This is a genomic window from Pseudoalteromonas sp. NJ631 (genome assembly GCF_000276645.1).
Lineage (GTDB): Bacteria > Pseudomonadota > Gammaproteobacteria > Enterobacterales > Alteromonadaceae > Pseudoalteromonas > Pseudoalteromonas piscicida.
This window is the reverse complement of record NZ_AKXJ01000021.1, coordinates 43,963-68,546: the sequence shown is the minus strand read 5'-3', so window position 1 is coordinate 68,546 and position 24,584 is coordinate 43,963. Positions and strand designations below refer to the sequence as shown.

At 44.0% G+C, this 24,584-nt stretch carries 18 protein-coding genes; 9 read left to right on the top strand and 9 right to left on the bottom strand.

Translation table 11 applies throughout. From position 1 onward, the window contains the following. Window positions 1-137: 137 nt before the first annotated feature. Both gppA and rhlB read right to left on the bottom strand, forming a co-directional pair. Complete coding sequence (gene gppA / locus A587_RS0122690) at window positions 138-1,646, bottom strand: guanosine-5'-triphosphate,3'-diphosphate diphosphatase (protein ID WP_017219422.1); 1,509 nt, start codon at window positions 1,644-1,646, stop codon at window positions 138-140. A 52-nt stretch (window positions 1,647-1,698) separates the two neighbouring features. Further along, window positions 1,699-2,979: an ATP-dependent RNA helicase RhlB gene (gene rhlB, locus A587_RS0122685; protein WP_017219421.1), complete on the bottom strand. Its 1,281-nt coding sequence runs from the start codon at window positions 2,977-2,979 to the stop codon at window positions 1,699-1,701. Window positions 2,980-3,070: 91 nt separating this feature from the next. On the opposite strand from rhlB, the gene trxA reads away from it, so the two are divergent. From trxA to A587_RS0122670, 3 genes are all read left to right on the top strand, one after another. Beyond that, window positions 3,071-3,397 carry a thioredoxin TrxA gene (gene trxA / locus A587_RS0122680; RefSeq protein ID WP_010378172.1) on the top strand — a complete coding sequence of 109 codons (327 nt, stop codon included), beginning with the start codon at window positions 3,071-3,073 and terminating at the stop codon, window positions 3,395-3,397. A 205-nt stretch (window positions 3,398-3,602) separates the two neighbouring features. Then, window positions 3,603-4,862 (top strand): transcription termination factor Rho, encoded by a 1,260-nt coding sequence (rho, locus tag A587_RS0122675; RefSeq protein WP_017219420.1) that lies wholly within the window; start codon window positions 3,603-3,605, stop codon window positions 4,860-4,862. 137 nt (window positions 4,863-4,999) lie between these two features. After that, window positions 5,000-6,262, top strand: coding sequence for a methyl-accepting chemotaxis protein (locus tag A587_RS0122670; protein ID WP_017219419.1), 1,263 nt, complete (start codon window positions 5,000-5,002; stop codon window positions 6,260-6,262). On the opposite strand, the gene A587_RS0122665 is transcribed toward A587_RS0122670, so the two are convergent. Then, the gene (locus tag A587_RS0122665; protein WP_017219418.1) at window positions 6,259-9,093 is read right to left on the bottom strand and encodes a response regulator; all 2,835 of its coding nucleotides are present in this window, start codon (window positions 9,091-9,093) and stop codon (window positions 6,259-6,261) included. The genes A587_RS0122670 and A587_RS0122665 overlap by 4 nt on opposite strands. A gap of 71 nt (window positions 9,094-9,164) precedes the next feature. Between A587_RS0122665 and A587_RS0122660 the strand changes: the two genes are divergently transcribed. Beyond that, window positions 9,165-9,749: a DNA-J related domain-containing protein gene (locus tag A587_RS0122660; protein ID WP_010378167.1), complete on the top strand. Its 585-nt coding sequence runs from the start codon at window positions 9,165-9,167 to the stop codon at window positions 9,747-9,749. On the opposite strand, the gene dbpA is transcribed toward A587_RS0122660, so the two are convergent. Then, on the bottom strand, window positions 9,738-11,120 hold the full coding sequence (gene dbpA, locus A587_RS0122655) for an ATP-dependent RNA helicase DbpA (RefSeq protein ID WP_017219417.1): 1,383 nt from the start codon (window positions 11,118-11,120) through the stop codon (window positions 9,738-9,740). The two genes, A587_RS0122660 and dbpA, sit on opposite strands and share 12 nt — an antisense overlap. 191 nt (window positions 11,121-11,311) lie before the next feature. Here dbpA and A587_RS0122650 point away from each other — a divergent pair, with 191 nt between their 5' ends. Further along, entirely contained in the window at window positions 11,312-12,706 is a 1,395-nt protein-coding gene (locus A587_RS0122650; protein WP_017219416.1) for a M20/M25/M40 family metallo-hydrolase, read from the top strand. Between the two features lie 89 nt (window positions 12,707-12,795). Next, window positions 12,796-13,566: a tetratricopeptide repeat protein gene (locus A587_RS0122645; protein WP_017219415.1), complete on the top strand. Its 771-nt coding sequence runs from the start codon at window positions 12,796-12,798 to the stop codon at window positions 13,564-13,566. Here A587_RS0122645 and A587_RS0122640 read toward each other — a convergent pair. Then, on the bottom strand, window positions 13,563-16,175 hold the full coding sequence (locus A587_RS0122640; protein ID WP_017219414.1) for a sensor domain-containing protein: 2,613 nt from the start codon (window positions 16,173-16,175) through the stop codon (window positions 13,563-13,565). The genes A587_RS0122645 and A587_RS0122640 overlap by 4 nt on opposite strands. Window positions 16,176-16,491: 316 nt before the next feature. Between A587_RS0122640 and ubiD the strand changes: the two genes are divergently transcribed. From ubiD to A587_RS0122625, 3 genes are all read left to right on the top strand, one after another. Beyond that, a complete protein-coding gene (ubiD, locus tag A587_RS0122635) occupies window positions 16,492-17,964 on the top strand; it encodes a 4-hydroxy-3-polyprenylbenzoate decarboxylase (protein WP_017219413.1) in 1,473 nt (490 codons plus the stop codon). A gap of 77 nt (window positions 17,965-18,041) precedes the next feature. After that, entirely contained in the window at window positions 18,042-18,755 is a 714-nt protein-coding gene (gene fre / locus A587_RS0122630; RefSeq protein WP_017219412.1) for an NAD(P)H-flavin reductase, read from the top strand. A 352-nt stretch (window positions 18,756-19,107) separates the two neighbouring features. Further along, on the top strand, window positions 19,108-19,518 hold the full coding sequence (locus tag A587_RS0122625; protein WP_232288104.1) for a CBS domain-containing protein: 411 nt from the start codon (window positions 19,108-19,110) through the stop codon (window positions 19,516-19,518). Between the two features lie 20 nt (window positions 19,519-19,538). Here A587_RS0122625 and add read toward each other — a convergent pair whose 3' ends face one another. The 4 genes from add to hemC form a co-directional block, all read right to left on the bottom strand. After that, a complete protein-coding gene (add, locus tag A587_RS0122620) occupies window positions 19,539-20,534 on the bottom strand; it encodes an adenosine deaminase (protein ID WP_017219410.1) in 996 nt (331 codons plus the stop codon). A gap of 132 nt (window positions 20,535-20,666) precedes the next feature. Continuing rightward, complete coding sequence (locus tag A587_RS0122615; RefSeq protein WP_017219409.1) at window positions 20,667-21,770, bottom strand: heme biosynthesis HemY N-terminal domain-containing protein; 1,104 nt, start codon at window positions 21,768-21,770, stop codon at window positions 20,667-20,669. Further along, window positions 21,767-23,584, bottom strand: coding sequence for a uroporphyrinogen-III C-methyltransferase (locus A587_RS0122610; RefSeq protein WP_017219408.1), 1,818 nt, complete (start codon window positions 23,582-23,584; stop codon window positions 21,767-21,769). The genes A587_RS0122615 and A587_RS0122610 overlap by 4 nt, the downstream gene beginning before the upstream one ends. Next, window positions 23,585-24,523, bottom strand: a complete 939-nt coding sequence (hemC, locus tag A587_RS0122605) for a hydroxymethylbilane synthase (RefSeq protein WP_017219407.1) — start codon at window positions 24,521-24,523, stop codon at window positions 23,585-23,587. It abuts the gene before it with no gap. Between the last annotated feature and the right edge of the window lie 61 nt (window positions 24,524-24,584).

The window sequence follows — 24,584 nt, the reverse complement described above, 5'->3', positions numbered from 1 at the left end:
TGTCAGTGGGGTCGCATTATAGGGCGATCCGATTTTAGTGCAACCCTTTTTTAAAAGAAAATTGCGAAAAACAGATCGTTTGGATAGAAATCACTCTAAGGCGGTTGTTTTTGCATGTTTTACAAACAAAAAGAGCGCTAAACGCGCTCTATTTTTAATTCCCAACCGAATTTTGATAGGTAAGCCGCTTCTTGAACGAGCTCCGCTAACATCAACGGATGAAGAGATAACCAAGGATCGGGCATTTGCATTGTCAGGGACTTTTTCTCTTCATTGTTGGCTTGAACTGTTACTTTAGGTAGAACATCGTCTTTTCTACGCATAGATAGCAAAACACCAAGTCGAACTACGACGCACAACAGCTTAGCGTACTTAAAGTGACAACCTAATCGATCAAAATCGTTGGCAACAAGATCGGCTCTGTGATTTTTAACGATAGCAACGATAATATCTTTTTGCGCTTTGCTATATCCAGGCATCGAAGTATTCGCCAATATATAGCCGCTGTGTCTATGGTACTGTTTATAGTCGATCAGCAAGCCTATTTCATGAAGAGATGCGATTGCCTTTGCCAAGTGCAGACTCGCTTGTTCATCCAGACTCCAGCTTGATGACACTTGGGCAATAATATCAGACACCACTTCGTATACTCGTAGCGCCTGCTCGGTATCAACGTGATAACGCTGAGTGAAACCATCCAATGTGCGCTGACAGATATCAACAGCCTGAAAATCAGGGATCATACTATAGAGTACACCCTCACGAAGTGCGCCACCGGCAAGACCCATAGATTGAATATCCAATGACTTGAATAGTGCAATCAAAATTGCAAGGCCCGATACAAAGACTAAGCGGCGTTCTTCAATTAGCCCAGGTAAAGTTAGCGCAGCCACCGTTTCACATTCAATTGCTTTAAGCTTTACTTCTTCTAACTTGCTTAGCGTCAGTTGTTCATTCTCGCCCATCGCAGCGAAAATTTCCTGAATGGCTTGAACAGTACCTGACGCACCAATGGCTAACTCCCAGCTAAGCTTTATATATTTAGCCTGGATAGGCTGTATTACCTGCTTTGCAGCCTGTTCAGCAGCGTCAAAGTTTTCGAGACTTAATAGGCCATCGCTGAAATACCTATCAAGATAAGTCACACAGCCCATATTTAAGCTTTTATACAGTAAGGCATCAAAGCCTTTTCCGATCACAACTTCGGTACTCGCGCCACCGATATCAATAACAAGTTGCTTACCTTGACAGGCGGATGTGTGAGCGACACCTTTATAAATGGTTTTCGCTTCCACTTCTCCACTGATCACATTTACCTGATGATTAAGGATCTGCTCCGCTTTTTCGATAAATGTGTGAGCATTAGTAGCCAAACGCAATGTCGCTGTCGCGACAATACTAACGTTTTGCTTGGGGATATCCTGTAAGCGCTCAGCAAACAAAGCAAGGCATTCCCATCCTCTTTGCATCGCCTCAAGCGACAATTCATTTTGGTCATTAAGCCCAGATGCCAGCCGCACCTTCCTTTTCACACGGCCAATTGTGTGAATACCGCCTGCCATATGTTTCGCTATCAACATATGAAAGCTGTTAGACCCTAAGTCTATTACAGCGTAAATATCTTCCTTCGAAGCAGTCTTTGCCACTTTTTAAACCTCAACAAATCGCTTTAAGCGCTTACTACTTTACTATCCAAGTTTACTTGGATTGTGGTTTTCTGTAGCCACCTGTTCGGCGACCACCACCACGTTGTTTGTTACCACTATTACCATGGCCTGAATGACGACGTTTATTTACTTGAGGCGCACGCAAGTCAGTTAATAGTGCTGTTTTATCATAATGAGAAACAGGAATTGCATGCTCTATGTATTCCTCTATCTCATGTAAATTATAGGCGTATTGCTCGCACGCAAAACTAATCGCATGTCCAGATGCACCAGCTCGACCCGTACGACCAATGCGGTGAACGTAGTCTTCTCTGTCATCCGGCAAGTCGAAGTTGAACACATGACTTACTTCAGGAATATGTAAACCACGTGCAGCAACATCAGTCGCCACCAATAAATCAACATCGCCACGCGTAAACTGCGCTAAAATTGACTGGCGCTTCTTTTGATTCACGTCTCCAGTAAGCAAGCCTGCACGGTGGCCATCTGCTTTCAGCCATGCGTATACGTTTTCGCAGCTGTGCTTAGTATTAGCAAAAATGATTGCCTTCTCTGGCCACTCTTCCTCAATCAAAGTCAGCAGTAAAGGTATTTTGTCATCTGTTGACGGGTGAAATAGCTCTTCTTGAATACGTTTGCCCGTTTTAACATCTGGCTCAATTTGCACATGAATAGGATTGGTCATGTGTTCGAATGCTAACTCTTGCACTCTGTATGACAGTGTTGCAGAGAATAATAGATTTAATCGCTCTTCACGACCTGGCATGCGATTGAACAAATAACGAATGTCTTTGATAAAACCTAAATCAAACATTCGGTCTGCTTCATCTAGCACAACCACTTCGATATCATTGAGGTTATAAGCACCCTGCTTATAAAAATCGATTAAACGCCCAGTCGTTCCGATTAGTATATCCGCGCCTTTTTCCAGTTGAGCCCGTTGTTTTTCGTAATCTTCGCCACCATATACAAGGGCAAGCTTAAGATCACAACGTGGCGCAATGACTTGCGCGTCCTTATGTATTTGGATAGCCAACTCTCGAGTCGGTGCCATAATAATTGCACGAGGTTGCGTTTTTTTATCCTTTTTAGTCTGCAATAGGCGATGACAGGTCGCGGTCAAAAACGCAAGAGTTTTGCCCGTACCAGTTTGTGCCTGGCCCGCGATATCGCGGCCTTCACAGATGTAAGGTATACACTTTGCTTGGATTGGCGTACAAAATTCGAAGCCATTTTCCTGTAAACCGGCGACCACTTCCGGTGCTAAAGCAAAGTCGTTGAATTTTTTATTGGTCAAATGTGTCTTAGTCATAGCAATAAAGCATAACGTTTAAACTTGCAATAAGAAACAAGAGTGTTTAAATACGCATTAAATATTTCGCCTAATTCTAACGGAGAGCGTAATGAGCGACAAAATTATCCAACTAACTGATGACAGCTTTGAAGCTGACGTAATCAAATCTGACAAGCCTGTACTAGTAGATTTCTGGGCAGAATGGTGTGGCCCTTGTAAGATGATTGCGCCTATCCTTGATGAAGTTGCAGAATCACACGGTGACCGCGTAGCGATCGGCAAACTAAATATCGACCAAAACGCAGGTACTCCACCTAAGTACGGTATCCGTGGTATTCCAACACTATTACTGTTTAAAGATGGTGCAGTAGCAGCAACTAAAGTTGGTGCTCTATCTAAGACTCAACTCGTTGAGTTCCTAGAAAACAACCTGTAATTCAGGTTGTTACACACTCTGCGGCATAACTGCCGCAGTTGTAAAGCTGATCTATATCATTTTTAATAGAATAAAATTTGTATAAACACTGGACGACCCGACGCCTAGCTGCTAACTTATAAAGCCACAAACCTTTAAGCTTTATCAAATCAACCTCTCTCGTGAAACTAACGAGAATGACAACTGTAATAAAGAACCCACCAATATGCATTTACGCGAATTAAAAGACAAGTCAATCAATGAACTTGTAAAACTGGCTGAGTCCATGGGACTTGAAAACGTAGCTCGTTTAAGAAAACAAGATATTATCTTTGCTATTTTGAAAGCGCACGCGAAAAGCGGCGAGAATATATACGGCGGCGGTGTTTTAGAAATTTTACAAGATGGCTTCGGCTTTTTACGTTCTTCAGAAGCATCTTACCTAGCTGGCCCTGATGATATTTATGTTTCTCCGAGCCAGATTAGACGTTTCAGCCTGCGTACCGGTGATACCATCATTGGTTTAATCAGACCACCAAAAGATGGCGAAAGATATTTTGCATTATTGAAAGTTAACGAAGTTAACTTCGATAAGCCTGAAAACTCTCGTACCAAAATCCTATTCGAAAACCTAACGCCTATTCATGCTAATGAGCGTATGGTAATGGAACGAGGTAATGGTAGTACAGAAGATATTACCGCTCGAGTATTAGACCTTGCCTCTCCAATCGGTAAAGGTCAACGTGCACTTATCGTTGCACCACCAAAGGCTGGTAAGACAATGTTGCTACAAAACATTGCTCAGTCCATCACATACAACAACCCAGATGCAACTTTGATGGTCCTACTTATCGATGAGCGTCCGGAAGAAGTAACTGAGATGCAGCGCCTTGTTCAAGGTGAAGTTATTGCCTCTACGTTTGATGAACCAGCTAACCGACACGTTCAAGTAGCTGAAATGGTAATCGAAAAAGCAAAGCGCTTAGTGGAGCATAAGAAGGATGTTATTATTCTACTTGACTCAATTACACGTCTTGCCCGAGCATACAACACGGTTATTCCTTCATCAGGTAAAGTATTAACTGGTGGTGTTGATGCCAATGCACTTCACAAGCCTAAGCGCTTCTTTGGTGCTGCGCGTAATGTTGAGGAAGGCGGAAGCTTAACCATCATCGCAACGGCACTTATCGATACTGGCTCTAAGATGGATGAAGTTATCTACGAAGAGTTTAAAGGTACGGGTAACATGGAACTACACCTAAACCGTAAGATTGCGGAAAAACGTGTATTCCCAGCTATCGACTTCAACCGCTCAGGTACTCGTCGTGAAGAACTACTGACAAAAACTGATGAACTTCAGAAAATGTGGATCTTGCGTAAGATTGTCCATGAAATGAGTGAAATCGATGCGATGGAATTCCTTATTGATAAGCTTTCCATGAGCAAAACAAACGATGAGTTTTTCGACTCAATGCGTCGTAAGTAAGTAGAATTAGAGTCTACTTACTGAAAAGCCAGCTTATGCTGGCTTTTTGCATTTCAGGTTCGCCAACTTCCTATTTTTGTTCTATACCTACCTAATAAAATTAAACCGTATTTGAGTAATGAGCCTAGGGATATAGAATGAAGCCGAGTCGTATTATTGCCGCTGTCACGCTTTTTAACTTGGCTTCTGTAACACTCGCAATTACCTTACTATCCTCTGATGAGGCTAAAGTAGCCGTTACAATTGGCGCTTTAACACTAGGGGCACTATTGCAATTATTATATTTTAAAAAAACCACTTCCGCTGAAAAACATATGGAGCACCTAGTTCGTAATTTTATCACTGACAATGGCGTCGACCTCACGTATCGCTTTAACGAAAAAGATAAAAATATTTCTAAGTCCTGCCTACTAATGAATGATTGTTTCGCCGTTATAGAACATATTATTAGTGAAGTATACGCATCTTCTTCTCGACTTCACCCTATGGCGGATAGCTTAAGAGATACCTATGCATCCATGACACAAAAGGCAACACTACAACATACGCATGGTGAATACTTAGCTACCTCTATACAGTCTATGTTAGAGATTTCAGCGCGTTTAGATACGAGTTTAGAGCAAATCTACGCATCCGTAGAAAACGCGACGACTGCAGTGAAACAGACCCGATTAGATACCGATAAAAGCCAAAAAAGTCTGCTAACACTTGCAGATAACATCAAAAAAACCAGTGAACAAATAGAACTGCTCAAAACAGATAGCAATGAAATTAGTTCTGTGCTTGAAGTCATTAACGGTATTGCAGAGCAAACCAATTTACTTGCGCTAAATGCTGCAATTGAGGCCGCACGAGCAGGCGAGCTTGGCCGAGGCTTTGCTGTCGTCGCTGACGAAGTGCGTAATCTTGCAGCAAGAACAAGCCAATCAACTAAGGAAGTAAGCCTGGTAATTAGGAAAATACAATCCGGCACAGAATCCGTTCATGCGCTGATGCAAGCGGCGCTGCAAGAAACCGCCAATACCGTGAAATTAAGCGAAGCGTCGACGAAAGAAGTTGATGAAATAGAAAACGCAATGCTTTCTATCAATCAAATGTCCCATGACATTCATCAACAAGTTGGAGAGCAGAAACAAGCCTCTGACGCAGCTCAAGAAAGTATAGAGTCAATGGTACATCTAAATTCCGATGCTCTTTCAAGTACAAAAATACAGGCCGTCTCCAATCGCGATCTGATAGCCTTATCACAAAGCATTCATGAAAAGCTGTCTATTTTTAAAATTGCTGACTACACGCCGGAATTAGCGACTAGAAAAGATAGCTCTAGAGTTTCAACCAGTGATATTGAGCAACCTGACAATTTAAAGGTGGAAGATTCAAATGATATAGAATTATTTTAGGAGGCTAGAGATTCTTGAGATTTTAGCTGATCACACATTGCAAGAAACAGAGATTGAAATTGATCTTCACTTCCTTGCTTTAATACCTTCTCAAATTCTATAGCGATACTTGCAAGCTCTGGAAATTCAAACATGGATGCCGCCCCCGCCAACTTATGACAAATAGTCTGAAGAGTGCTCAGATCTTTGTTTTGCCACGCATCAATCAACAAGTAGCGCTCTTGCTCAAAAGTGCTTGCGAAACTATCTCGCAAATCTGATAAATCAATATTAAGTTCATACGCTTTGCCGTCAGACTCGAAGTTTAAATGCGTATTCAATACCGCTAATAATTCACTTTTATTAATCGGCTTGCCAATGTGACCATTGAATCCTGAGTCAATATATGATTTTACCTCTTCCATCAGCACATTAGCGGTTAACGCGTATATTGGACCAGAGTAGCCCGCTGAGCGAATGATCCGAAGTGCCTCCACCCCGTCCATTCTTGGCATTTGAATATCCATAAGCACCAAATCAGGAAAGTCGCTAAGACACTGTTCAACTGCTCGAGCACCATTTTCGGCTACAATAACCGTTGCACCAGTTCTCTCTATCATGCGAGAGAATAGTTGCCGATTCTCGGGGTGATCTTCCACAACCAGCACCGTACCTGAGAGCAAAGGTTGCTTGGACTGCGGTTCTTGAATTTCGGTAATAGCCGTATTGAGGTAAACTGTACAAGGGACACAGAAAGAGAAAACACTGCCATGATCAACAACACTTTGTACTTTGATTTCACCATTCATCATGTGGGCAAGCTGGCTCGACAAACTTAACCCCAGCCCAGACCCCCCAAAGCGCCTTGTTATACTGTTGTCAGCTTGTTGGAAATTATCAAAAATTCGACCTATCTGCTGCTCAGTCATACCAATACCGGTGTCCTTCACCACAAACTGTAAACCATGGTGCGTTTCAGATACCTCCAATTCGATACGGCCTTTTTCGGTAAACTTTAGGGCATTACTTAGCAAGTTTATTAGTATTTGTTTTACTCGAATGTAATCCAAACGTACATAAGCGTTAGCCCTTACCTGATCACAAACAATAAACTCTAATTGCTTACTCTGTATATTTTGTTGAAACATATCACATAAGTCAGCAAGTAAGCTGCCTACCGAAAATTCAGTTGCTTCTAGCTCTAATCGCTCGGCTTCGATTCGACTTAAATCCAAAATATCATTGACGAGATCGCGTAAATGTAATCCTTGATTATAAATAGTTCTGACCGATGCTTGTGCCTGAGCATTTAAATCTTGTTCGACCAACAAGTCTTCTGCATGTCCCAGCACCGTAGTAAGTGGCGTTCTGATTTCATGGCTCATGTTTGCCAGAAATTGACTTTTCACTTGATTGGCCGCTTTTAATTCATCCGCTTTTTGCTGGAGCTCAGATGTTCTCAACGCTACTTTTTGGCTTAACTCCAGTTTTGCTCTTTGCTCAACCTTACGTCGATAGAGTGCGAAAGTGGTCAGTAAGGTTAATAGCGCGATGATAACACCCAACAATTGTAATTGGCTGCGCTGCTCCTCTTTCAGTAGCTGTAATTTTTGTTCTTGCTTGAGCACTTCGACTTCTCGAGAAAGTTCACTAGCCTCATACTTAGCACGATAGTCATTAATCCGTTTCAGCATGTCATCATTCATCAAGCGATTTTGCGCTTCCAAATTTTGTGAGTCATAATCTCTAGCGCGCTTAATATTTCCTTGTGCAGCCTCAATCAGCGCTAACAAACGAAGTGCCATTCGCTCTCTTTTCTGTTCATGCATAACTCGACTCGCCGCTAAACTTTGCTCTGCATTAGTCAGCGCTTCTGTTAGCCGCCCTTGAGCGAAGAAGATTTGTGCTAAGGTGAACTGAGCTTCCATGAGGTTGGCAGGATTCTGAGCCTTTTCGGCATAATAGAGCGCAAAGTTTGCTTCTTTTTCGGCTAATTCTAATTGGTTTTGTGAATAGCTCAATAAAGCAAGATTGCCATATTCAAATGACAAGTGGCGGACGTCATTCTGCGCTTCATAATAAGCAATTGCTGCTTGGTACGACGCTTTGGCAAGCGCGGGACGTTTAGTCTCAGTGTATAGCACGCCAAGATCTGCTTGAGCTAGTGCAACACCATATTCATCGTTTAGCTCGACGAATGCGTTTAGGGCTTCATGGAGCATTTCTTCCGCTTTGTCATAGGCTCCTTGGCGAATATAAACACCCGATATATTCAGTAAAATATCGGCATGATCTTGAGCATTACCAAACTCTTGGTAAAGCTCATCTGCTTTTAAATAATTATGCAGTGCCAAGTCAAGTGTGAAGCTATTAAAATACGCTAACCCCAAATTACTATGTAAATTAGCCATTTCGATGGGGACATTACGTTGCTCAGCTAACGCTAATGCCCGTGAGTAAAACTCAATTGCCTGTTGATAATGACCAAGGTAAAAGTAGCAGATCCCTTGAACCTTTACCGCTGAAAAATGGTTGTCACTCAGCCTATCTGATTGCGTTATCAACTCTAACTGATTGAGAAAAACGAGTGCATCTTTGAATTGATTCTGTTTGTAAGCAGACTTACCTAGACTAAGCAAAAGCTCTATTTTTCTTGTCTTTCCTAGGTTTTGCTCCGTGAGCAACTCAGTGCCCAGCATTTTTTGTTGTTGCCAATTGGTGGTTTGCTCCACCTCTGAGATCCGCTCAGCAAGGGTGCTATCATTTAGTGTGGCGTTAACTTGAAAACAACTGGAGAAACACAGGCTACAGGCAAACACAGACCAGGGCTTTAGTAGCCTCGATAAATTCATTGTTGCTCTCCATTGCTTATCATTTAGTCTGCGTGGTAGTGTGAAGATACACCAAGACTAAAGAGGCGACAATGTTCAATCCGCTAACAGATGTTATTTTTAGACTAATTTGTCAAAATCAATCTTTAAAAGTGCACACTATTGCCGCCGCTCTGATGGAACAACAGCAACTACCTCGCCTTGATGAAGATGAAAATAAAAATCTATTTAAACGTAACTTCCTGATCATGAATGCCCTGTATCAACTCCAGCAAGAAGTATTCGCTGAGGGCCTGTATCTACATGTAGAAGCACTCAATATTTATCTAGCTCCACAACTAGGTGAACATTCATTAGCGTTAGATGACCCGCTCAGAAGTTATTATTTAGACTGGCAGCATTACGAAACCAGTAGTGAAGAAGTGAGTGCTCTGTTAGATAATTTTTGGCAACAGTTTACATTTAGCGGCGCTCGCCAGCGACTTGCCATCAAACCTGACGAATTAAACGCGATTAAAACGCGCTGGAGACTTCCTAAAGGTTATGATCGCAGGATGTTAAGCCAATGTTGGAGAAAACTGGCCTTGACTCATCACCCGGATAAATCAGGTGATGAGGAAACATTCAAACGCTTAATGAATGAGTATGAAATACTCAAGCAGGCCTTAAGCACGTAAGGCTTTATAGCGCTTATTTTTAATCTTACTATTGTTAAGCTTACGTAGTGCAGGCTTCACTGCCTCGCGTTTTACAGCCACGAATGTTTGCACATCATAAATATTGATTTTACCAATTTGCTTGAAGCTTATGCCTTCTTCACCAGTCAAACTGCCCACGATATCTCCTTTGCGAAGCTTTTGCTGCTTTCCGCCTTCAATCATGAGGGTCACCATATTCGACTTATAGGCTGGTTTTTCGAGCAGCGAATGACTCGGCAACGTGCCATGTTTTAGCTCTTGACCATATATTTCCGCCAACTGTTTTATTTTGAAGGCTTCTTTTTCTCCATAAAGAGATACTGCGATACCTTTGTGCTCACCCCGACCCGTACGACCAACACGGTGAATATGCGTCTGCGGCTCAAGCGCCAAATGATAATTAACCACAAGCTCAACTTCCTCAACGTCAAGCCCTCGAGCGGCAACGTCAGTGGCAACTAGAATATTGGCACTCTTGTTAGCAAAAGTGAGCAATGACCATTCACGTTCACCTTGATCTAAATCGCCATGTAACTCGACGCAAGCTAGTCCAGTTTGACGTAATTCTTCGAATAGTCGCTTAGTCTCAGCTTTGGTATTACAAAAAACGATACAGCTTTGCGGCTGGTGTTGCATTAACAGCACTCTCAGTGCGTTAAAGCGCATTTTATTGTTGTCTAATTTATAAAAGGTTTGCTTAATGCTGTGGTGTGCTTGTTCTTCTTTCGCTTCAACAAACTCTGGCTCACGCATATATTGCTTCGCCAGTTTCATGATCTTGTCTGGGTAAGTCGCACTAAACATTAGTGTTTGTCGAACTTCAGGCACATACACTAGAATGCTTTCTAGCGTTTCAGTAAAGCCCATATCCAGCATCTGATCGGCTTCGTCGAATACCACAGTCTGCGTTTCAGTTAGCATGAGTGAGCCATTAAAAACATGCTCTTCAACCCGACCGGGTGTACCAACAACAATATGCGCGCCATGTTGTAACGCCCGAGTTTGAGGTTCAATTGGCGTTCCTCCGCAGAGTGTTTGCACTTTGACGTTACCAATTAAAGCCGCAACTTTTCTGATTTCTTGTGCGACTTGATCAGCCAACTCTCTCGTTGGACATAACACCAAAGCCTGAACCTCATTGCTGTCAGGCTGCAACTTATTCAGCAGCGCAAGTGAAAACACCAGTGTTTTACCAGATCCGGTTTTCCCTTTCACGACTAAATCTCGTCCAGTCAGCGCCGGCGCTAAACTCACAGACTGTACTGCCGTTGGCACCATGTAGTTAAGATCTACAAGGCGCTGAGCAAGCGCTTGGTTTAGAGGTAATTGAGAAAATGAAGTGATCGACACAGTGCTTTCCTATTCGCTATCTTAATCGCGTATTTTATACCAAATGTGTAAATTCGCTAACCGCTTTACTCTATTATTCCAAGATAAAGCCCCCCTAGATTGTGGATGAATTTCCCTCATCGCAATACACGGACTTACATCACAATTTATGCTTTAATCTCTCGGTAACTCCATTTTTACCAAGGATTATCATGAAGTTTAAATCACTATTGGCATTTGGTTTATTAAGCGCAGGTTTGAGCACAGCACTGCAAGCCGAAGAATTTACTACACAACAATTAGAACAAGTTAAACAAGTTAGAGAAGCCGCAAGCCACAGCAACCTAAGCTGGCAACTACTAGAATCCCTCACCACAGAAGTAGGCCCACGCTTACCGGGTACCGAAAATGATAAAAAAGCGGTAGCTTGGGCAAAGAAACAACTTGAGCAATTGGGCTTTGACAAAGTCTGGCTTGAGGAAGCGACCTTTCCTGAATGGCGCCGCTACCATGAATCTGCAAAAATCCTGATACCGAGCGAACAACCGCTACACCTTACCGCACTCGGTAACAGCGTCAGCACACCAAAAGATGGACTAAGTGGTGAGGTAGTTTTATTTGAAACCCTCGATGAGCTGATTGCTGCGCCAGACAATAGCTTAAAAGGTAAAATAGCCTTTATTAATTACCGCATGAACCGCGACATTGATGGTAATGGCTATGGACCTGCGGTAAGAGCTCGTAATAGCGGTGCCGTAGAAGCCGCTAAAAAAGGCGCTATCGCCTATATGATGCGCTCAGTCAGCACCAGCCACCACCGCTTCGCGCATACTGGCGGCAGTCACTATAAAGCGGGAGTGACAAAGATCCCGTCCACTGCAGTTGCGAACCCAGATGCAGATCAGCTAGCACGCCTTATCAACTCAGGTCATGCCGTTAAAGTCGCGCTAAATATTCAAACCGAGGACTTAGGTGAAGGAACCAGTTACAACGTCATCGGTGAATTCACGGGCACCGAATTTCCAGAGCAATATGTCTTAATTGGTGGTCACTTAGACTCTTGGGATCTGGGTACTGGTGCACTCGATGATGGCGCTGGTGTTGCATTGACGATGGCAGCAGCAAAGCACATTGCCGATGTAAAACGCCCTAAACGTAGTGTCCGCGTAGTCCTATTTGCAGCAGAAGAACTCGGTCTCTGGGGAGCAAAAGCTTATTTTAAAAAGCATCAGGCAGAATTAGACCGCATCGTAGCCGCATCCGAGTCCGATTTTGGTGCAGATGTAGTGTATGCGTTTGAATCAAACGTAAATGCCGCTTCCTTACCAGTTGTACGTGAGATTGCAAAGCAATTGGCGCCGCTCGGCGTTACTTATATTGGCAAGAATAGCGCACATGGTGGTCCTGACTTAATTCCGCTGAAAAATGCCACATCGGCGCCAATCTTCGCTTTACACCAAGATGGCACGGATTATTTTGATTATCACCACACAGCTGATGACACGCTTGATAAAGTCGATCCGGCAAAATTAAAGCAAAATACCGCGGCATACGCCGTATTTGCCTTAATGGCAGCCGACGCCAAAACGAAAATGGCAGGGAAATAAAATCTTACACTTATGGGGACAAGTACACTTGTCCCCTACACTCAAGTTGCCTACCTTAGACATATCCACACACAACTAACTAATAGAATATGGAAATCAAAAGCGTATTTTTTTCCTTTTACGACACAATATTCAACTTTATCAGTAAATATAAAGTTCCCGTGTCGGCACTGATTGTGGTCACTATTGCACTTTACTTTTATAACCAGCATCAACAACAAATCGCTAGTTATCAAACATACTTAGCATCCCCACAAATCGATGACTTGATTATTTTTGATGCTGGTAAAAACACTGGGCAAGTTTATGATCCGGCTTTTCAGGTCTTACAAATTACTGAGCTGACAGATGACAACATTGAAGTAAAGGAAAGCGCCTACACTTACCGTACGATGCGTAACATCACCCGAGATATCCGTGTCAGCATGCTAATGACCGATCATTATTTTAAACCACAAAGGCTGACGCTAGAAAAAGATAACCTATTAGACTTACTTGACGATGACACCATAGTCTCAGTCTACAGACCCGTCGGGATCCATGTACTTGGCGGTGTTGTTAGACAACGATTTAAAAAGCCGAAGCCACTATATAACGGACCTAAGATCTCTGCACAGAATCAAGAAGCAATTCACGCTTACAGCCAAGGAAACTTTGAAGAAGCAAAAACGGGATTTGCAGCAGCGGCTAAAACTGGCAACCCTTGGGCACAATATAACTATGGAACAATGCTTCGCGACGGTGAAGGTGGTGCAAAAGACATTAAAAAAGCGATCCACTGGCTTAAACTTGCCGCCGAGCAAGGTAATCATAAAGCACAAACGGCCCTAGCTAAGTTATGCCAAGACTACCCCTGTTAACTGTGACTTTGCTTGTGATACTGCATAGTCAAAACGTTTGCTTCAAACTCTTGTTGTGCCACAGGCTTAGAATGAAAATAGCCTTGTGTCATATCACACAGTAAATTCTTTAAAAACATGCATTGTGCAGGGGTTTCAACCCCTTCTGCAATGACCTTTAGGTTCAATTTGTGCGCCATCAAGATAATCGCACTGACGAGCGCCTTATCTTCTTCATCTTCAGGTAAATCACGAATAAAGGTTCTATCAATTTTCAATTTAGAAAGCGGGAAGCGCTTGAGATAACTCAACGACGAATATCCAGTACCGAAGTCGTCAATCGCCAGTTCTACGCCCATTTCTCTTAATGCTTTTAATTGTGACAATATTTTGTCTGAGTTTTCAACCAGTACCGACTCTGTGATTTCCAATGTCAGATACTTTGCTTCCAGTTTGGTATCTCTAAGTACTTTTCTTACTAGCTCAACCATATCTTGGCGTTTAAACTGAATACTAGAAACGTTAACTGCAATAAATAAGGGTCTACCGTAGTTGTCTTGCCAGGCTTTAACTTGAGAACAAGCGTGATATAACACCCACTCCCCAATGGGTAAGATAAGGCCTAGTTCTTCGCAAACGGGAATAAACTGATCGGGTGAAACATGGCCCAGCAACTCACTTTTCCATCTTAACAACACCTCGCAGCCAACGAGGTCGCCGCTGCCAAGCTGTGAAAAAATGGGCTGGTACACCAGTGATAATTCTCGATTAGACAGTGCTTTATGCAAAGCGCTTTCTAACACGCTACGCGCTTTGGCATGTTGATGCATCGCTGAAGTATAGAATTGAAAACAGTCGCGACCATGTTCCTTGGCTTTATACATTGCACTGTCGGCATTACGGAGCAAAATTTTTCGGTCGGTGCCGTCATCTGGGTAAAGCGTGATCCCCATACTACCGGAGACATAAGCTTCGTGCCCTTCCAAATGAAAAGGGTTGGCTAACGCACGTAAAATCTTCGTCGCAACCAGCTCTAAATCACTGATAGAACTTATATCTTGTAACAATAAAGCAAACTCATCCCCACCTAACCTTGCAACGGTATCAGAGCTGCGCACGCACTCATTAATACGGTTTGCTGCTTCTTTGAGTAATAGATCACCAATATGGTGCCCAAGCGTGTCATTCACTGCTTTAAAGCGGTCAAGATCGATAAAACAAATAGCAAAGCGCTCTTCTAGCTGAGCTGCTCGTTTTAACGCTAAATCAAATTTAACGTGATAATGATGGCGATTTGCAAGGCCCGTCAAACTATCAAAGTTGGCTTGCTGCCACATCAACTGTTCATTACGTTTTCTCGAGGTAATATCGCTGAATAGAGCTACATACATATCAATTTCCCGAGCTTCATTAAATACTGCGGATACCTGCAGCCAACTCGGATAAATTTCACCATTTTTGCGCTTGTTCCAAATCTCTCCTTCCCAATGGCCTTTATTAACCAAGTCATCATATAACGCATTGAAAAAGCGCTCATCGTGACGCCCAGAGTTTAGGATTGATGGAGTCTCCCCTATCACTTCATCCATGCCAAAGCCTGTAATTTCGCTAAATGCGCGATTTACCATTTGGATTTGATTATGTTTATCGGAGACCAACACGCCTTCCGTGGTTGTCGCAAATACCGTACTTGCTAAACGCTGCTCTCGCTCATTCTCAAGTTCTTCCGTAATATCCTGAATAACATAGATAAAACCAAGTTTTGCTTGTGTTTCACTCACCACAGGGGCACAAGAAACCCGAACATTACGATAGTCAAAACGCGCATCGAGTTGGCACTCCAGCGTACCTTCCGTTAGCAGCTTTTCACTATCAAGCACATCAAATAAGGTATAAATAGATTTTGATTTTAACGCTTCTAAACTATCAAAATCCTTTAATACTGAACCATTAGCGGCTTCTATGTGATGAGTTTCATCCGTAAACACCAAGTATGCTTTAATACCATCAAAAATGGCACTGAGTTTTGCGCCTTGATCTTGTGCTCGCTGATTGGAGCGCCTTAGCCTGACCAAAACGGTCATCAATACCGCCATCGATAGAATAAGCACAGCAATTACCGCAGTTAACAAAATGACCTGTACCATATTGGCTTGCTTGATTTTTTCAGTCTGTAACAAGACCTGCTGCTCAAGGTTAGCTTGGTAGTGCCAGAGATCTTGCTGTAGCTTACGCTTTTCACTCATATCTTGAATGATAGAAAGTAATCTAGGTTTGCCATCACTATTTTCAAACGGCGTTGAGTGAACACTTACTGTTTTCACACTACCGTCTGCAGTTTGATGTTGGAAGATAAAATAGTTGCGGCCTTCATTTAAAGCTGCTTGACGCTCATTGGCAACCTGCTCGGCGGTAAATAAGTTGATATCTTGAATGACTTTTGATTCTAGTACCGCCTCGCTATAACCATAGAATGCGGCGGCAGCTTTATTGGCATCCAAAATTTTTCCAGACGTAGGCTCGATGATCAACATCACCGCGCTATGATTAGAAAAAGTATAATATGGTAACTCGTTAGCTGGTGCTGAAATACAAAACAGCAACAGCAGCCCCCCGAGCAATTTTGACATCAACTTCAAACTCAGACCCCTCAGGATATCGTTTTATGCAACCGCGGCGACTATAGCGCAAAGGGTATGTGAGCTACATCGAAAGTCGATTCTTGCTTGTTTCATATCAAAACAACTCAACACACACATCTTTTTATAACAATTTATACACTTGCTCCGGCGTACTGACAAGCCGATAAGTTCTGAAAGTGTAGTCTATTTCGCAATAGTGTAGACGCAAAAGTGAGTAACTAAACCTTTTCACCACCCCATCCGTACAGCTAGGAAAAATATGCCTAGTTGATATACTAGGCCAAACTCAACTCATAGTGCGCCGATGAAATACCAAGACTTACGAGATTTTATAGCCCAGCTTGAAAAACAAGGAGAACTTGTTCGCGTCAAGCAGCCCATTTCCACCAAACTAGAAATGACTGAAATTGCAGACCGAACGCTGCGAGCAGGTGGACCCGCTATCCTATTTGAAAACCCTGTTGGTTATGACATTCCGGTACTGGCTAACCTATTTGGCACACCAAAGCGCGTTGCAATGGGGATGGGACAAAGCGATGTCAGTGAACTTAGAGAAGTAGGCAAGTTACTCGCTTTTTTAAAAGAACCCGATCCACCGAAGGGAATTAAAGAAGCCATTGGCCAGCTACCGGTATTCAAACAAGTGTTGAATATGCCTGCCAAAGAAGTGAAAAAAGCCCCATGCCAAGAAGTCGTATTGAGCGGTGATGAGGTCGATCTCACTAAACTACCTATTCAACATTGCTGGCCTGGTGATGCCGCACCTTTAATCACATGGGGGTTAACGGTAACCAAAGGTCCTTATAAAAAGCGTCAGAACCTAGGGATTTATCGTCAGCAGTTATTGGGTAAAAACAAAATTATTATGCGCTGGCTATCACATCGCGGTGGCGCGCTTGATTTTCAAGAGTGGTGCAAAGAGCATCCGGGCGAACCGTATCCGGTATCAGTTGCACTTGGCGCTGATCCGGCGACGATTTTAGGTGCGGTGACCCCGGTTCCAGATACCTTGAGCGAATATGCATTTGCAGGTCTACTGCGTGGTAGTAAAACGCAGGTCGTTAAATCTATTTCTAACGAGCTGCAAGTACCAGCGAGTGCCGAAATCGTCTTAGAAGGATATATTCAACCGGGCGAACTCGCGCCAGAAGGCCCTTATGGCGATCATACCGGCTACTACAATGAAGTTGACGACTTCCCTGTAATGACTGTCACCCATATGACGCATCGCAAAGAACCTATTTATCACAGCACTTATACAGGCCGCCCGCCTGATGAGCCAGCCATTCTTGGTGTTGCCCTCAACGAAGTATTCGTGCCGATTTTACAAAAGCAATTTCCGGAAATCGTCGATTTTTACCTTCCACCAGAAGGCTGCTCATACCGCATGGCGGTCGTCACCATGAAAAAGCAGTATCCGGGGCATGCTAAACGCGTGATGATGGGTGTATGGTCTTTCCTTAGACAATTTATGTACACCAAGTTTGTCATTGTTTGCGATGATGATGTAAATGCTCGCGACTGGAATGATGTAATTTGGGCGATAACCACACGTATGGATCCCGCAAGAGACACCACCTTAGTTGAAAGCACGCCTATCGATTATCTCGATTTTGCTTCCCCTGTGTCCGGACTTGGTTCTAAAATGGGTATGGACGCAACCAACAAATGGCCGGGTGAGACCGACCGTGAATGGGGCGAGCCTATCGTTATGGATCCCGAGGTTAAACAACGCGTTGACGAAATTTGGGATACCCTAGGGATCACCATCAAATGACATATATCATCTAACATTGTGCACTCAGCTATGCTAGAGTGCACAGACTTTAGCCACGTGCTTAATAAAGGTAACACATGCAAGTATTAGCAGCAGAGGTTGTCTCAATTACACCTCTTACGGAATTTGTTCACAAAGTTATATTAAAACCTGAAGAAGCGGTGCAATTTGAAGCCGGCCAGTATCTGCAATTGGTACTTGGTGAAAAAGACAAACGTGCTTTCTCGATTGCCAGCAGTCCTTCAAAAACAGAGCAGTTAGAGTTACATATCGGTGCTTCTGGCGCTGACTCTTATGCCATGCAGTCACTAGATCACCTACGTAACGCTTTTGATACAAAGCAAACCGTTGCATTAGAAGTTGGTCTTGGCGTATCTCAGATCCGTGTTGATCAAGCGCGTCCACTAGTACTACTTGCCGGCGGCACAGGGTTTTCTTATGTCAAATCTATGGCCGATCACTTGGCTGAAACGGGTTACGACCAACCAGTATTATTTTACTGGGGTGTAAAAGAAGAAGCAGCGTTGTATGCAAAAGCGGAGATGGAAGCTTGGGCCGCCTCAAATAAACACTTTCAGTTTATTCCTGTGGTAGAAAATGCCAGTGAAGCATGGCAAGGTCATCGCGGTTTCGTTCATCAGGCTGTGATGAAAGATATCGTTTCTTTAGAGCCGTACAGCATTTATATGGCTGGCCGCTTTGACATGATAGGTATCGTGCGTGATGACTTTATCAATCATGGTGCTGAGCGCGACTTTATGTACGCCGACGCTTTTGCGTTTATTAAGTAACCTGAGCTGCGGATAATTAATGCCTTTCTAGCAGCCAGTTTTAGCGCTAACTGCGTTGAATTCACTTCCAATAGCCAGCTATTGGTGCGTAAATTCGCCTTGTTTTCCCTAAAACTCTCTGGCTAGACAAGGAAAAAACTAAGTTGTGCTTTAGAAACAATGAGTTGGAACATTCCTTATCCAAACCTCAGGTTAAGTAACTTAAGACAAGTTATTTAATAGCAATTTATCCAATGTGTGGCTGGTCTTTAGTCACACATTGAAAAAACAGAACAAACCAATCAAAATAATCCATTTTACCAAAGCAATCTCAGCCGCTACTCTCACACTACACACAAACACCGCGAGAAGTATGATGAGTAAACTCTATGTTCGTGACATCATGTCACCTGATTTCCCACTGTTAACCGCCGAGACTGAACTAACCGACGCAATTAGTTTGCTACAAAAGCATCATTTAATTGGTGCGCCAGTGATTGATGCACAGCGTCATCTTGTTGGATTTATTTCAGAGCAGCAGCTGCTCAAGCCTTTGCTTAATTCCAGCTACTTTTGTGATGGTAAAGTACATCTGAGAGACTTACTGGCTACGCCTGCCCTCAGCATTGAAGCTGCAACAACCGTTGTCGACCTTGCACAACGCATGCAGCAAAATAGCCCTAAGGTTTATCCCGTACTCAATGAAGGCAAAGTGATTGGTATTGTGACACGCAGCCAAGTCGTTGCGGCGCTAAAAGAGAGTTATCTTAACTGTGCGGGATGATCCCACACAGCAACTTCAGCCTACGCTTTCTTAGCAAGCAACGCTTTTTTATCAGCTTCGCTTAAAAAGGCAATCTCAACCGCATTGCGCTGCGCTTGATGGATATCACTCAAATCTAAACCTGCCGCCGCAGCTGCATGGCTATACTCGTTATCCAACTCGATACCTTGAACCGCAGGGTCATCGGTATTGATGGTTGCCAATACACCATGATCTAAAAATGCTTTCAATGGATGCGTGGTTAAACTTTCGACAGTGCTTGTTTGGATGTTACTGGTTAGGCAAGACTCGATCCCAATACGATTATCACGTAAATAATCCATTAGAGCTGGGTCATGGATTGCTTTAACTCCGTGACCGATACGTGTTGCACCTAGTTCTTTAATGGCTTGCCAGATACTTACCGCGCCCTCAGCTTCGCCAGCATGTACCGTCACACCAAGGTAAGCATCGCGAACCTGCTTATAATGTTCAATAAACAGCTCGCCCGGGAAGCCCAGTTCGTCACCCGCGAGGTCAATCGCAACCAACTGCTCTTTAAAGGCAAGTAGCGCGTCTAGTTCATATTGGCATTTCTCCACACCAAATGTGCGTGACATAATCCCGATCAGGTTAACCTTGATGTCTTGACCCTTGACTGCACTTTGTACACCGTCGACTACGGCTTCAACAACGCCCTGCGGGTGTAGATTATGGGTTTTTGCCATGTAGTAAGGACTGAACCTTAGCTCAGTGTAATCAATACCTTGTGCAACTGCGTCAGCAACATTTTCAATCGCAATACGGCGACAAGCATCATAGTCACCTAGTACCTTTACACCCCAATCTAGTTTTTCAAGAAACGCTATTAGATTGGGTGCATTATCCAACACTTGAACATGCGGGCGTAGACCTTCGAGATCCGTTGCCGGTAAATCCATATTAAACTGCTGGCCAAGTTCTAAAATCGTTGTAGCACGAACGTTACCATCTAAGTGGCGATGTAAATCTAATAGTGGAAGTGTGTTATTGATCATAAGAGACTCGATTTGCAGTTAAAATTTTTGGGATCATACGCACCTAAACTGAGATAGCAAGGACATATGTCAGAATTGAGTATAGCTAACTTTAATACAAAAAAGCCTGCACATTGCTGCGCAGGCTTTTCGTTACGATTTTGCGATTAAATACGCTTTCTCGTAGGTATGCATTTTTTCGTAGGCGAGCTGAGCTTGCTTACTCCAGCGCGCTTCCCAAGGGTTTGCGCTTAAGGAATCAAAGATCTTCGCAGCAAGTTCATAATCCCCCTCAGCATTGCAAAGGCAAGCCAATGAGAACAGCAACTCCTTGTCATCTGGATGTTTTTTCAATTGCTGCTGTAGTGCTAACTTGAGTTCATTACTACTTTGCGTGCTGTGTTGCAGATAGTCGGCCAGCTGGTGATATTGACCTTGTTTGAGCAGCTTCTTGAGCTCCCCCAACACTTCCGCTATGCGCCCCTGTTGCAGCTTCACCTTATTAAGGGCTGGTATTGCATGCGCTTTTACTGCCTTAGGTAGCGTATTAAACAAAGTATCTGCTTGCTCAGGGGCTATCACAAACATGCGCTCGAACACACTCTGCCACTGTGTATCACTCCAGTTAAGCTTTTTATGCCATTTTGCGATTTGTGCAGCTGCCAGCTCAGGTTGCTTAGCCTGTAGACATGCTAAAATGTAACCACTAAGCACCGCTGAAGTTGGTTTAGCCGCAGACATTTTGTCATCAAGTAAAGCCAACGCCTGTTCACTATTATTTGCTTCTAGCCACAATGCAGCAAGCTGCCCTTGGTTGTCATCCGATATTGCTTCTAGCTCTGTATTCGCTTTGACAACATCTCCTTGCTTTAACGCCGCTTTGGCTGCGATAGCACGCACATAGTCTTGGCGCTCATCCGGCTGCGGCGTTTTCGTCAACAAGGTTGCGGCTTGTTCCACTTCGCCGTTAATAAATAGCCACAAACTTTCGTTCCATACTTGCAGCGCTTTTAACTTACGCTTTCTGGAAAAATGACCTTTCGTATTGACTAGGCGATGCCACGACCAACGCACTACCTTACCCAACAGCACTAAAGCTGTGATGGCAAGCAACAGCAAGATAGTGAAAGACACTATGCTGCCTTCAATCGTGGTTTGATTGAAAGAGATCAACACATAGCCTTTCTCATCAATGAGTAAATGACTAGCGGCTAGCGCGATAAAGATAAGCGCGAAGGTGATGATTTTTGCCATCATTTTAGCCACCCTTTTACTGCTGCTGGGGTGGCAAGCTCAATCGACTCTTGGCGCTGCACTTCACTGCGGCTCAGCTTGTTTAAAGCCTGCTGCATCGCGCTAACAGGCGCTTGTTGCGTATCAAAATAACGCGCCAACGTGTCGGCTGCACTATCAAGCGCACTGAAGTAAATGCTCGCTTGTTGATCCATTAATGCGGTTTGTGCTTGGGTTAAATAAGCACGCAGCTGCGTGCGTATAAGCAGCTGCTCGTTTTTATCTAGCAGTGGATCTATCACCACTTCATCATGGTGACGTATGGTAATAAAGTCATCAACCAATCCCTGCCAGGAGCGCTTTAAGTTCGCTTGCCAATCATCTACCTGTTGCGATAGCGCAGCATCTTCACTCGCTGTCTTTTGCGGAATTTGCTTGGTTTTGATCGTTAGCGTATCAACTTGAGACAATAAACCATGAAGTTCAAAATAGAGTGACTCCGTTTGTGGCTTAGGCAAGGCCTTCAAAGCCGCAATGTCGGTAGCAATCGCCTGCTTAACAGCGGCCGTGTTTGACTCAGACTCTAGACTCTCTTGCAAGCGCTGCAGAATGGCGATTGCGCCAAGATAATCTTGCTCTGCCGCCACCTTAAATGCAGCAAGGCGCTGTAAATACAATACCTCAGAGGCCACTGCACCGCTTACTTGCTGCTGCGCCTTGGCAAGCGTCTGCGTTAACTGAGTTTCTACATGTTGCTGCTGCTCAGCCAATCGCTTTGCGACATTGTCTTGTAGCGAATCAAGCACATTTTCTACTCGCTGAAGTTGCGATTTAGCGCCACTCAGCTGCGTGTTTAATAACTGATTTTCAGCGTTAATCGCTTGGTTAGCCAGTAACGCTTGTTGCAACTGTTGTTGCTGTTGCAAATAAACATAGCCAGCACCAGCGCCACTACCCAGTGCCACTAATAATGCAAGGAGTGCAACCTTACTCACACCAGGCTTCGCGTGATGTGGCGTTACGGTTTGCTCTGCTGCTTTTGCTGCTTGCTGGGTATTTGTATTCTTTGTTTGCGATTCAGACTGAGTCATTTTGCGCCCTTGCTGCTTGGTATAGTCGATGATACTCCCTGCGATGGCACGATTATCAGGGCCATGACATACCACAATTTGAGACTGTTCGATGTTATAGGATTGCTGTACATGCTCAGCAATACGTTGGCTCACAACAAAGAAAGTGCGCTGAGCCAACCAATCTTTACTTGCTGACGACTGCGTATTAAAAATCGCATCCGCTGCACTATTACTGGTAATGACTATACCTTCAATCTGCTGGCTTCGCCAGTGGTCTAACCAGACATCAGCATTGTCTTTTACGGCAACGCGTTCATAAACCACCAAACTGTCAAGGATGGCTCCCCGCGCTTTTAAAGTTTGCGCAATGACGGGACGCCCGCCCTTCCCTTTGACCAACAATACACGCCTGCCCTCAACAGAGGACAGCTGCGGGAGTGCAAGCAAACCTTCGGAATCAGGTTGTTTAGGGTATTTAGCCTTGATATTTAGGGTCTGCTGGATAGCATCGGCCGTGCCTTCGCCAACAGCAAAAGCTGCGCAATGTCCGGCTAATGGAACTTCTAATTGGTGAAAGTATCGCACCGCATCGGGCGAGACAAAAATAGCTAACTCGGCTTCGCTTATCATTGCTTTGGCGGTGTCACTCACTGCCACTTCGTTAAGCTGTAATACTGGGCAAATCACTGAGCTAATTTGCTGCTGTGTCAGTAACTCAGATAAAGACTCTGATTTGCCAACGGGTCGAGTTAGCACAACTTTCATTTAAGCGTCCCTATAAACCTCAGCAAGAATTTTATCTGCACCTTGCGCAAGTAAAGATTCTGCCAATTGAATTCCAAGTTGCTCAGCCTCTGCAACCGTACCTGAGCATTCGCCGCGCAAGATTTCGCTGCCATCGACAGCACCCACTAAGCCGCGCAAGTGCACCTGATCGCCCGAGACTTCTGCGTAAGCGCCGATTGGAACCTGACACCCCCCTTCCAAACGGCGGTTCATTGCACGCTCGGCAAGTACACGAATACGTGTATCAGTGTGTTCCAGTGGTGCGAGGAATGCTTTGGTTTGAGCATCATCGCTACGACATTCGATGCCGACAGCGCCTTGACCATTGGCCGGTAATGAATCTTCTGGTTCAATATAACTTGCGATTCTATCCACCATTTCTAAGCGGATAAGTCCCGCGGCGGCCAAAATAATGGCATCAAACTCACCCGCATCTAGCTTAGCTAGGCGAGTATTCACATTGCCACGTAAATCCTTAATGACTAAGTCTGGGCGCGCTGCTCGAATTTGACATTGGCGACGCAGGCTTGATGTGCCAACCACTGCGCCCTCAGGCAACTCTGCAAGTGAGGTATAAGTATTAGACACAAACGCGTCTCTTGGGTCTTCGCGTTCGCAAATAGTGTGCAGCTCTAGCCCTTCAGGGAAATCAACTGGTACATCTTTCATTGAATGCACTGCAATATCTGCGCGCCCTTCTAACATGGCCTGCTCAAGCTCTTTGACGAACAACCCTTTACCGCCAATTTTTGCCAGTGGCGTATCTAAGATCTTATCGCCTTTAGTCGACATCGGCACGAGCTCTACTTTCAGATTAGCATGGTGTTTTTCAAGCTCTGCCTTCACAAATTCGGCTTGCCATAGCGCCAAAGCACTTTTGCGCGTTGCAATACGTAATATGGAAACTTGTTCTGTCATGATTTGCCTTTCATTTATTGCAGCTTTATTGCCACTGCAAAGAGTTAACTGTGTGGTGATG